The organism is Ruminococcus sp. 8Y-12, assembly GCF_058119865.1.
Genome location: NZ_CM176623.1, coordinates 3,988,040 through 4,000,000 on the forward strand (window position 1 = coordinate 3,988,040; position 11,961 = coordinate 4,000,000).

The following is an 11,961-nucleotide window of genomic DNA, read 5'->3' on the forward strand; positions in this document are numbered from 1 at the left end:
AGGCATACAGAAAGGGAAATACCGCAGGCACCCTCCTGTGCGGCACTTCCCTATAGTTTAGCATATTTCATCTTTCAAAACAACGAAAAATCTTCTGTTCGCTAAATCTCCGAATACCCATATCCATTCACAATGGCATCAATCTTTTTCCCCTGCTGGCAGACCGGACAATTTCTTGGGTCAAAAGTCTTGTAGTCGGGAATATCCTTTTCATTAAAGACAGAATTTACCTTTAGCATCCTCGCAGAGGTAATCGCGCTGAATATAGCAGAGATTCCAACCACATTCGCACCGTAATACTGCAGACACTCCAGACTCTGGTTCAGCGTCTGTCCTGTAGTCACATTGGCAAGAAGCAGCAGCACATGCTTTCCTCTGATCATGGGCTGCATATTGTCCCTGAAAATCAACTGTCCATTCACATTGATCTCAGGTGTCATGATGTAAATCGTCTGATGCTGGTTCACAGAGAGGACTCCCCCTTTTGTGAGCTCCTGTGCAAGGTAGGCGCCGATGATTTCGCATCCCTCCATGCACACAATTGTATCAATCACCGTAGTTGCTTCATAATCTCTGGCCATCAGCGCTGCCGCCGCTTCCGCCTCGTTCTGTCTGGCCTTCAGCGTTGTCAGGTCAATGTAGTAATTGATATGAGAGTGACTCGTTGCAAAATGGCCCTGTATGATCTTCATCACTACTTTGGGGTCCAGCTTTGAATGTACCTTAATCATTTCCATGCGCAATTCCTCCTTTTCCTTAAAGGATTTGTCTGACACTTTACCGGATATATACATAAATATCTTACCATATATTCTCCAAAATTAAAATACAATTTCCGCTATTTTATTCCCCCGGGCAGCCAGCCAGCACAGACCACACGCAACTTACTCTTCCTCCCTGGCCAGCTCCCCCTCCTGCTCTCTTTGTATCTCCTCAAATGCGGACAGCATTGGTTTCAATTTCGTATCCGTCCTTTTCACCTTCCTGGCCAGATAGTTTTTAGTAACCGCAAACACAGTCCCTGACAGCGCCAGCACACCGATCAGGTTGGGAATTGCCATCAAACCGTTCAGCGTGTCCGCAATATTCCATGCCAGTTCAAAGCTCATAGTAGCTCCAAATACAATGCAGACGATAAACGCCATCTTATAGACAAGCGTTGCCTTGGTGCCGAACAGATACTCACAGGCCTTTGTCCCATAAAAGGACCAACCCAAAACAGTGGAGAACGCAAAGAGTACAATGGCAATCGCTACAAAGATGCCCGCGTATTCTCCAATTCCCCTGGACAAAGCCTCACTCACCAGGGACGCGCCTGTGGCTCCGGTCAGAGCTTCCCCTGTCTCCAGATTGATGAGTCCAGAACTGAGCACAGCAAATGCCGTCAGGGTACACACAATAATGGTGTCAAAAAACACCTCAAAGATCCCCCACATTCCTTGAACCACAGGCTCCTTTACATTGGATGCAGAGTTCACCATAACTGAGGACCCAAGCCCCGCCTCATTGGAAAAGATCCCCCTCTTAAAGCCTAAGGTTACCGCATTTTTGATCAAAAGCCCCACTGTAGCTCCTGCCACTGCCTGAAGGCCAAATGCACTCTTAAAGATAGCGCCGAACACATCCGGTACTGCTTTGATGTTCATGATTAGAATAAATAGGGTCCCTAATATGTACATTCCCGCCATAAAGGGAACAATTTTCTCCGTAACATTCCCGATTGATTTGATACCGCCCAGAATGACCAGAGAAGCTACAATGGCCAGAAGGATACCAATGATCAGCGGAAGCGAAATCCCAAACACCGTCTCCGGCAGATGAAAACCATCCATCAGAGAACTGGTAATCTCATGCACCTGGGTCATATTTCCAATGCCAAAGGACGCAAGCATACAAAACAGTGCAAAGAGTGCTGCCAATATCCTTCCCAACAGCTTACAGTTCTTTCTGCCTCCCAGTCCGTCCCTGAGATAATACATGGCTCCCCCGGACCACTCCCCTTTTATGTTTTTTCTTCTATAGTAGATTCCCAGCACGTTCTCAGAAAAACTCGTCATCATTCCAAAGAGCGCGGAGATCCACATCCAGAACACCGTCCCTGCCCCGCCAACAATGAGCGCGCTGCTGACTCCCGCAATATTTCCCACCCCGATGGTGGCTGCCAGAGCTGTGGATACTGCCTGAAACTGTGAGATTGACTTCTCCTTTTTCCCAGTGTGTGCCGTCACATGCTTCTTCTTAAAAATTGCCAGAAAGGTCTCATTCATCCAGATTTTAAACCTGGTAATCTGGAAAAAACGCAGTCCAACGGACATAAAAATTCCTGTGGCCAGAATTAAGACCAGCATAGGGATTCCCCAGACAACACCATTTACGGCATCGTTGATCTCTGTTATCATTTTTATCATTTTCTCTCCTCCTAAGTTTACTCCCACTGCATTTTGTACGCCTCCACCTACTGTCAAAAAAGCACACAACCTACTCTGAGTGTCATTCATATGCTCCACATGTTTGGGTGCAGCTTCACGCTTCTGCCATCCCCAGAACACCGGATAGAAAAAAATGGAGTATACCCTTAGGATACTCCACCATATCATACTGTCCCATGCTTTCACATGCTGTTCTAAGCCATACCCGGTATCTTATGCAGGCGCCGCATACGTATTGTTTCAATCTTCTCTCAGTAATTTCATGTCATGCGGCTACATCATTTATAGATGCATAGATTGCCCCCATGGCAGTGAGGGATACCGATTCCTCCCAGCCGACCGCTGTCCAGGATTTGCACAACAAATACGTTAAAAGTATATTAAAGAATTTACAGCACGTCAATATTTTTCTGTAATTTTTTCCTATTTTTCCCCTTTTTAGTTCTGCTTTTTCTTTCATTAAATCCTACAGATACCAAATCTCTGCCATTTCCACCATGGTAGGTACTCCCAGAAACGCAGCGGCCAGATAGAGCTTCACGACTCTGGGGAAGACAATTGGCCTGCCATCTGTTTTGCCTTCTCCTCTGCCTCAAAAAGAATTCTGGCTGTGTTCCTCACACTGTCCGCCACCGCCTGTATGTCCTCCGCCGTCTGCAGAAGGTGTTCCCGCATAGCCTCCCCCTTCCTCAGATAAGCAGCGGCATTCTCCCCCTTCCAGCACCCGGCTACCGCCTCCATACTCTCATCAAAATCCAATATTACCCTACCCCTCATCCTGTCTGCCAGCTCCTCAATCACATCCGCCTCTCGCTTAGCCTGATTAAAATCAATGTAAATACCGTCCATCTGCACCTCCCGTCACAAAATCACTTCCAGAGGGGGCTCCTGTACCGACACCTCCTCGCTCCGCTCCGTTTCCTGATAGTTAGTCAAAATATTCTGCAGATTCATAAGCTCCTCCCTCATCCGGGACAGGATCTCATCCATGTCCTCCTGATACTCCAAAAACGCAGACCTGTGTGCTTCCCCCGCGCTTCCGCTCCAGTACGCCTGTGATCCCGCTGCTAACTGGGTCAGGTTCCGAAAACAGCTCTCCATAACAGAAATGCGCCTCCCAAGGCCCTCTATCCACTGGTTCATTTGCTCTGAACGTACCTTTAGACTTCTACTCTGCTCACTCATGCGACACCTCCCTCATAGCTGTTCATTACCAGCCGCTCCGCCTCCTGGTAAAGCCTACCTGTCTGCATCAGGCAAAGCCCCATGAGCTCCAGCTTTCTGCCGTACTGCCCCAGCTTAAAATCCGCTTTTATAAAGTGATACTGCATGATTGGGTTAAATTTTATAATCAACTGTGTCCTATCTCTCTGAGCCTTTAGTTCCTCCCGTATTTCTGAAACTGCTGCCGCCTGATCAGCCAGCTCCCCGGCCTGGCCCTCCAAGATGGAGAGGTGAACCTCATAGTCTGCTCTTGCACAGCCTCCTGCCTCTCTTTCAATCACGGATGGCAGCGTTCCCAGGATTTCCGTAAAGTGCTTAAAGCACTCTACAAAATATCCAACCATGGTGCCTTCCACCTTCTCACTTACAAAGTCATAGACCTTCTCCAGCAGTTTTACAGACCCTGCTGTAAATGGCCTCAGGGGCAGTATAAAATTCGCTGCTGTGATCAAGCTGATAAAGGTGCGCATGTCCGCTGAACCCCCAAAGAACTTTTCAAATATTCCAGCCACATGACTGGACAGCTCCTCCACGGCCCAGGATGAAACCAGCACCAGCAGCAATTTTCCGGACGTGTTTACCAGAAAGGGAAGTGTTTCCAGAAAACCGTTTTCTCCATCAAACCCAACTATTTTTCCACCGTTGATCAATTCAATGGCCTGCATAATGGTCTTTGCCGCATCCTCCCGGTCCTCCCGGTCCAGAGTCATCAGATATCCGGATGTCCTCCGCATGGTTTTTGCCAGGGTTCCCTCCCCGTCTGCCTCCTCCATGACCTTAGAGGTATATGTACCGTCCCTTTTCTCAAAAAGATTGCAGGCAAAATGATAGTCCATGGGGTTCTCCTTTGTTTCCTGCTTAATATACTGTGTCTGTTCCTCCGGGATAATGGTAATTCCGAGAGGATGCACATAGTCATTTTCTCCGTTTATTGCCCGCATCTTTTTGATTGCGCTGTCATATTCATCACCCAGAGACTCCTTGTAAAAGGCCACAGCCTCCGGTGAAAACCCCTGACCGTCCAGAGAGTAGACTTCATCAATCAAGTGCTTGAACTTTGCGTCCAGAGTTACAAACTGTGCCTTGTTTCCTCCCTTGGAATGACCTGTCAGGACAATACCATTCTTCTGGGTCCAGCCGTATCTTTTGACAAGGCTGTCAAAATATAACGTGGCATTTTTCTGCTGTTTAGAAGCCTGTGATGCCATTGCAACCGCATTATCCAGCCATTCTCCATCCTGGGTGCCCCGGAATACCACATAGCGGTCTCCCCTGCACGGGTTGGTAAACAGGCACGCGCCTGTATTTTCAAACTCTCCTCCCATACTCCAGGAAGTATCGCTGATTCTTAAATTTTTCAACTCCCCGGTGGTATCCCGTTTTAGTGCATCCCGGAGAATCTGGTATTCCCCGCTCGTATTGCCCTCCATCCGGTTCAGCACATCTCCAAGTGTGTCATAACCATCCCGGTTGACATTTGGGGAACCAAGATACATAAAGCTGCCGAGCAGCGTGGAAATGTATTCCCTACTGTAATGTTCCATTAACGCCCCCTCTTTCCACTCTTTCCTTAAATACCCAAGCCTCTCATTCATCTCAATCCAGGCCCTCCGTACATACTGTTCCTTACTTGCTTTACCTTTTCTTACTCATAACCGCAGTGAGGCTATGGCATCCGCAATTTCATTTTCACATCCTATAAATGCCTTGTACGCCTCTTCCATACAGTGCAGAAACCCCTCTATTTCCCTGCAGATCTCTGCCATCCGCTGATAGTCCTTTGCCATCTGTGCGACAAAGCTTTGGCTTGCAGGTTCTTCCCACATAGAAGTAATTTGATTGATCTCCCCCCTCATAGCCTCCATCTCCTGGCAGAAGGTTTCCATTTGTATGTGAAAGGTGTTTATATCCTGCTTTAATAGATCCGTATCCATTGTAAGATAGCTCTCTGACATATCATTCCCCCCTGATTTCCAATTAAATATCCTGCCCCCTACCTAAAGGACATACCACATGTCTGTCTCATCCTCTGCCTGTTTCTATTCATACTCAGGGGCCATTGTATTTATAATTGAAATATCTCTCCAAACGGCAAGTCCGCTTCCTTAAAGAATCAATTAAGTCTATGAAAGGTTGGCGCTTTTTTTGCATCTTATCAAAAAAGTTTTCATTCACTTTCTCTGTTGTCGTTTCAATCCATTGTTCATATAGTATATAATATCCATCTTTTATAAGTGTTGTCTTCTATACAGAAAACAGCCGTGGATTTCCATATAATCCACGGCTGTCACAAATTTCTTCTGTTTTCTTTTATTATTCTTTTACAACAAGTTTCACAAATCCACAGACCAACTGAAAAGCCTCCATTTACCTTACAGCTTCATCAGCAAGTCTACCGGGGTCTCCTGCACAGAAATCCCTCTGTCTTTAAGCTCCGGAACCAACTGGGCCAGCTTGCTGTGCACCCGCACAAAACTGGATTTTTGGTTAAAATACGCAGCTTTCTCAAAGGCAAAACGGATCACCTGCGGGTATTGAAAGCCCACCCCCAACTCCAGAATACATAGTTTCCTATGCAGGGTATTCTCCAGCCATTTGGTATAGGCCTGCCACTGAGGAAGATATCCGGACTCATCATAATTTTCATTTGTCACCACATTCCCCGCCTCTTCGCTGCCACAGGGTGCCACGATGCGATCACTTGGCAGGGAAGACGCATAAATCAAATCATCCGTATTCAATGTCACCAGAAAAAAATCTTTTCCTTCCAGTAGTTCTGCCAATCGAGTGTACGCGGCAAGCACCATATCCCTGCCTGCCTTTGCAGCTGACAACTCCTCTCCGATACCTACCAATACCAGCTCAGCCTCTTTGATCTGTTCTTTTATTTGTTCCTTTATCTGACTCTGCATTTGTTACTCTCCGCTTCTTCTATCTATTACTCAGCCAGCCTCTGCCCCATCAGTACTCCCATGACGGAGGCCATCATCAGTCCTCTGGTCCAGCCGCTGGAATCTCCCAGACAGTGTAGCCCGGCTATGTTGGTGTTAAAATCCTTGTCCATTTTAACACGATTGCTGTAGAACTTCAATTCCGGAGAGTACAAAAGTGTCTCCTCCGATGCAAAACCAGGCACTACCTCATCCACTGCCTTGATAAAATTAATGATATTTAACATGGCTCGGTAAGGCATGGCGGCAGTGATATCCCCTGCCTCCGCATCCGGAAGAGAGGGCTTTACGTTGGACCTGGACAGCTCCTTTGGCCAAGTCCTCTTCCCATCCAGGATATCCCCATACCTCTGTACCAGGATATGCCCGGCCCCCAGCATGTTGGTCAGCTCTCCCACTTTTCTGGCGTACTCAATGGGCTGGTTAAAGGGCGCATTGAAATTGTGGGAACACAGAATCGCCAGGTTAGTGTTGTTGGATTTTAAATCTTTATAGGAATGGCCATTGACCACAGCCAGATCATTGTCATAGTTCTCCTGGCTCACAAAACCTCCGGGATTCTGGCAGAAGGTGCGGACTTTATTTTTAAACGGCTTGGGATAGCCGATGAGCTTTGACTCATAGAGAACATTGTTGACCCTCTCCATGATCTCATTGCGCACCTCCACACGCACCCCGATATCCACTGTGCCGGGCTGGTGGGCAATGTCATGCTCCGCGCAAAGCTTCTCCAGCCAGTCTGCACCACGTCGGCCAGTTGCGATCACCGTATGCTTTCCAAGGATCTTACGCTCACTGCTTCCATCCTGTATTATCACACCCCTGCATTCATCCTGTTCCAGTATAATATTTGCGCAGTGGCAACCAAAAATCATCTCCACGCCTTTTTCCTGTAAATAGTCTTCAATTGATTTATAAATCAACTGTGCTTTTTCCGTACCCAGATGGCGGATGGGACAGTCCACCAGCTTCAGCCCTGCGCCGATGGCGCGCCTGCGGATCTCCTTTACCTCATCATTCTGCTCTGCGCCTTCTACATGCTCATCTGCGCCAAACTCCAGGTAGATTTTATCCGTGTATTCAATCATCTGCTGAGCAAACTCCTCGCCGATAAGCTCTGGCAGTTCCCCGCCCACTTCATAGCTCAGAGACAGCTTTCCGTCAGAGAAAGCCCCAGCCCCTGAAAACCCGGTGGTAATATGACAGTAAGGTTTACAGTTTACACATTTTTTTGTCTTCGTCTTTGGACAGTGCCGGTCCTCAATGGGTTTTCCCTTCTCGATCATAATAATTCTGCTCTCCGGTTTTTTTCGAATCAACTCCAGAGCAGTAAAAATCCCCGCAGGTCCCGCACCAACTATCACTATATCATACATTTGCATACTTTACCTCCATTTTTCTTCCTGTATTTCAGGCATCTTTCATTTTTATACCTCATAAGATCAGTTACCTTCTGACCTCCACATCCATATTTCAGTATACACAAAAAAACCACCTCACATTCGGCTATACAATCCCTGTATTGTAAGGGATATATAGTCAACTGTTACGGCAGTTGGTAGAAACACTCACCCTGATTGTGAATTTATATATATACCTCTATTATTTTAAATGTATCTGATCATTTTTGCAAGATAAATTTTATTTTTACTGCAGATAATATACTATGAGATTGTACAGCAGGCTATCCATATACCCTGCGGGCCAGATCATAAACTCTCTCTTTTGTGATCTCAATACTTTTTCCCATATATGCAGCCGTTGCCCCTGTCCCTACCTGCTGGGTCTTTTCATCTGCAAACTCATCCCAAGCCTTCTGTGCCTGGGCATCCCGATAATCGATCCATTCCAATTCCTACTGTACAAGGGCTTTCGCATCTTTTTCACTCAGGCTGCCCTTCAGAATCTGGTAGATTTCATTCAGTTTCTCATCCCACCAGGTGTAAACCGTATCTAACGCCTTATTAATGCTCACTGTATCACCGGAAATACTGCTATAGAGTTCCTGTTCTTCTGTCTCCAGATCCGCAAGACCGGAGAAATACTTTTCCCCCTCTGCAGACTCGTCCTCATTTTCTTCCTTCTCTGACGTACTTTCTGAAGGTGTTGTTATCCACTCCAGTTCTCCTCTCTGCAGCATTTGCACATTGTCCGCAGTCGCCTGATAGGATCTAATGCCTTTAAGCTCCACATATTTATCCCGAATCTCCTGATACTCTTCCTCTGAGATCTCATTCGCAGAATCTCCCTCATTGTCGTGATAATATCGGATCTGATTGTAATCGTTGTCATCCCCGTGTAGGGATATGCTCTCAATTAGCTCCAATTCCGTACCACGTGCAGGAAGTAAATAGTAGTCTTCCATAGAATGAGCTGCTCCCCCAGAAGAAGCATCACGAATCACACCACCTACGCAGAGAATGCAGGTGCCTGCTCTGTATCCTATATTTTCCATCAAACGGATTCGTTTTCCATCAGAATAAGTGAACACATCATAGACAAATAGATCAGCCTGCGGATCTTCATAGTTTAAACCAATAAAGAGCTCTGGAGTGCCATCGCTATTCAAATCATACAATTGGAAACCCGCATAGGCTGTCTTTTTGTCTTGTACAGTGGAGAGGCTCATTATAAATTCCACATTTATTTCCTCAGATACCGCATCAACGGAACCTGTATTATATGTTTGTTCTACCTGGGTCTGGTAAGTCTGGAGTATATCGGCATATGAACGGTACATCTCTATTTCTCCAGCACTTACATCGGCTGTCTGACTCTCCTGCGTAGTCTCTGTTTCTGCTTGCGCCTCATGTTTCTCAGTCTCTTTGATCGTATCTTTGGCTGTATCTTCTGACGGAAGTGTTTTGTCCTTCCATGTGCTGCTCTCAGACATACCAGAAGGATTTTTTTCAACCTCCCGACCAGCGCTGCATCCTGCAAGCAGTACGGCAAAAATAAGCAATGTACAGACTTTTCGTCCTCTATTTTTCTTCACTCTATACTCCTCTTTTCTGTATAATCAAAAAAACCTGTAAACAACGTCTACAGGCTCGGTATATACCTTCAAAACCACACACAGATCTATTCAACCATCCATTTACCTATCCTACTCTTAACCAGTATTCTAGTATTCCAGTAATCTCTTACTCTCTTTAACCCTTACCTTCTTGGTTAAGCCTTCGACCTATTAGTAACAGTCAGCTCCATACATTACTGCACTTCCACCTCTGCCCTATCTACCTCGTCGTCTTCAAGGGGTCTTACCGCTTTGCGGGGGATATCTCATCTTGAGGGGGGCTTCACGCTTAGATGCCTTCAGCGTTTATCCCTTCCCGACTTGGCTACCCGGCTCTGCTTTTGGCAAAACAACCGGTACACCAGTGGTCAGTCCAACCCGGTCCTCTCGTACTAAGGTCAGCTCCTCTCAAATATCCTACGCCCACGCCGGATAGGGACCGAACTGTCTCACGACGTTCTGAACCCAGCTCGCGTACCGCTTTAATGGGCGAACAGCCCAACCCTTGGGACCTACTACAGCCCCAGGATGCGATGAGCCGACATCGAGGTGCCAAACCACTCCGTCGATGTGAACTCTTGGGAGTGATAAGCCTGTTATCCCCAGGGTAGCTTTTATCCGTTGAGCGATGGCAATCCCACTTTCTACCACCGGATCACTAAGTCCTACTTTCGTACCTGCTCCACCCGTCGGTGTCGCAGTCAAGCTCCCTTTTGCCTTTGCACTCTTCGAATGGTTTCCAACCATTCTGAGGGAACCTTTGAGCGCCTCCGATACCCTTTCGGAGGCGACCGCCCCAGTCAAACTCCCCGCCTGACATTGTCCTCCCGCCGGTTTACGGCGGCTAGTTAGAAACCCAATACTGCAAGGGTGGTATCCCAACAGCGGCTCCTTGGCAACTGGCGTCACCAATTCTCTGCCTCCCACCTATCCTGTACATGCAATACCGAATCCCAGTATCAAGCTGGAGTAAAGCTCCATGGGGTCTTTCCGTCCTGGCGCAGGTAACCAGCATCTTCACTGGTATTTCAATTTCACCGGATGCATTGTTGAGACAGTGCCCAAATCATTACGCCTTTCGTGCGGGTCGGAACTTACCCGACAAGGAATTTCGCTACCTTAGGACCGTTATAGTTACGGCCGCCGTTTACTGGGGCTTAAGTTCAAAGCTTCGCTTGCGCTAACCTCTCCCCTTAACCTTCCAGCACCGGGCAGGCGTCAGCCCATATACTTCACCTTGCGGTTTTGCATAGACCTGTGTTTTTGCTAAACAGTTGCTTGGGCCAATTCTCTGCGGCCTCATTTCTGAGGCACCCCTTCTCCCGAAGTTACGGGGTCATTTTGCCGAGTTCCTTAACAATGCTTCTTCCGTCGGCCTTAGGATTCTCTCCTCATCCACCTGTGTCGGTTTACGGTACGGGTATGATATAAACAATAGCGGCTTTTCTTGACGCATGGCTCACACACTTCCCTACTCTAGTTCGGTACGCGTCACGTCTTCGGATTGTATGACGGTTTTTCCAATCATACTCCTACCCCGCTTGCCCCGGGTTTTCCACTCCCGGGTTGTGCTTTCCACACGTGTCCCCACAGTTCTGTTATACCATAGTACAGGAATCTCAACCTGTTGTCCATCGACTACGTCTTTCGACCTCGCCTTAGGCCCCGACTTACCCAGAGCAGATCAGCTTTACTCTGGAAACCTTGGATATTCGGCCGAGAGGATTCTCACCTCTCTCTCGCTACTCATTCCGGCATTCTCTCTTCTTAAAAATCCACTGCTCCTTTCGGTACAGCTTCTTCTCTTTAAGAATGCTCCTCTACCAATGTATTTACATACATTCCTCAGCTTCGGTGCCGTGTTTCAGCCCCGGACATTTTCGGCGCAGGACCTCTCGACTAGTGAGCTATTACGCACTCTTTTAATGTATGGCTGCTTCTGAGCCAACATCCTAGTTGTCTTCGAAATCCCACATCCTTTTCCACTTAACACGTACTTTGGGACCTTAGCTGGAGGTCTGGGCTCTTTCCCTTTCGACTGCCCAACTTATCTCGTGCAGTCTGACTCCCGTGCATCCTCTTTATGGCATTCGGAGTTTGATAATCTTCGGTAAGCTTTGACGCCCCCTAGGATATTCAGTGCTCTACCTCCACAAGAGTAACACGAGGCTAGCCCTAAAGCTATTTCGAGGAGAACCAGCTATCTCCGGGTTCGATTGGAATTTCTCCCCTATCCACACCTCATCCCCACCCTTTTCAACGGATGTGGGTTCGGTCCTCCATTGCCTTTTACGGCAACTTCAACCTGGACATGGATAGATCACCCGGTTTCGGGTCTACC

General features: G+C 47.4%; 10 protein-coding genes, 1 rRNA gene and 1 riboswitch (1 of these 12 running past the window's edge). All 11 genes read right to left on the bottom strand.

Features of this window, described 5'->3' with window-relative positions:
- Positions 1 to 101: 101 nt before the first annotated feature.
- Complete coding sequence (locus AC0THY_RS15995) at positions 102 to 737, bottom strand: phosphoribosyltransferase (RefSeq protein WP_489991596.1); 636 nt, start codon at positions 735 to 737, stop codon at positions 102 to 104.
- Between the two features lie 147 nt (positions 738 to 884).
- A complete protein-coding gene (locus tag AC0THY_RS16000; RefSeq protein WP_489991597.1) occupies positions 885 to 2,408 on the bottom strand; it encodes an alanine/glycine:cation symporter family protein in 1,524 nt (507 codons plus the stop codon).
- A 558-nt stretch (positions 2,409 to 2,966) separates the two neighbouring features.
- On the bottom strand, positions 2,967 to 3,278 hold the full coding sequence (locus AC0THY_RS16005; RefSeq protein WP_489991598.1) for a hypothetical protein: 312 nt from the start codon (positions 3,276 to 3,278) through the stop codon (positions 2,967 to 2,969).
- A 12-nt stretch (positions 3,279 to 3,290) separates the two neighbouring features.
- On the bottom strand, positions 3,291 to 3,614 hold the full coding sequence (locus AC0THY_RS16010; protein ID WP_489991599.1) for a WXG100 family type VII secretion target: 324 nt from the start codon (positions 3,612 to 3,614) through the stop codon (positions 3,291 to 3,293).
- Positions 3,611 to 5,197: an Mbeg1-like protein gene (locus AC0THY_RS16015; RefSeq protein WP_489991600.1), complete on the bottom strand. Its 1,587-nt coding sequence runs from the start codon at positions 5,195 to 5,197 to the stop codon at positions 3,611 to 3,613. Before AC0THY_RS16015 ends, AC0THY_RS16010 begins: the two co-directional genes overlap by 4 nt.
- A gap of 105 nt (positions 5,198 to 5,302) precedes the next feature.
- Complete coding sequence (locus tag AC0THY_RS16020) at positions 5,303 to 5,608, bottom strand: WXG100 family type VII secretion target (RefSeq protein WP_489991601.1); 306 nt, start codon at positions 5,606 to 5,608, stop codon at positions 5,303 to 5,305.
- A 417-nt stretch (positions 5,609 to 6,025) separates the two neighbouring features.
- Positions 6,026 to 6,565, bottom strand: a complete 540-nt coding sequence (locus tag AC0THY_RS16025) for a hypothetical protein (protein WP_489991602.1) — start codon at positions 6,563 to 6,565, stop codon at positions 6,026 to 6,028.
- A 26-nt stretch (positions 6,566 to 6,591) separates the two neighbouring features.
- Positions 6,592 to 7,986: an NAD(P)/FAD-dependent oxidoreductase gene (locus tag AC0THY_RS16030; protein WP_489991603.1), complete on the bottom strand. Its 1,395-nt coding sequence runs from the start codon at positions 7,984 to 7,986 to the stop codon at positions 6,592 to 6,594.
- A gap of 134 nt (positions 7,987 to 8,120) precedes the next feature.
- Positions 8,121 to 8,217: riboswitch (purine riboswitch) on the bottom strand.
- A 71-nt stretch (positions 8,218 to 8,288) separates the two neighbouring features.
- Positions 8,289 to 8,456 carry a lysozyme inhibitor LprI family protein gene (locus AC0THY_RS16035; protein ID WP_489991604.1) on the bottom strand — a complete coding sequence of 56 codons (168 nt, stop codon included), beginning with the start codon at positions 8,454 to 8,456 and terminating at the stop codon, positions 8,289 to 8,291.
- 3 nt (positions 8,457 to 8,459) lie between these two features.
- A complete protein-coding gene (locus tag AC0THY_RS16040) occupies positions 8,460 to 9,599 on the bottom strand; it encodes a hypothetical protein (protein WP_489991605.1) in 1,140 nt (379 codons plus the stop codon).
- 172 nt (positions 9,600 to 9,771) lie between these two features.
- Positions 9,772 to 11,961, bottom strand: a 23S ribosomal RNA gene (locus tag AC0THY_RS16045); it runs 699 nt beyond the window's last position.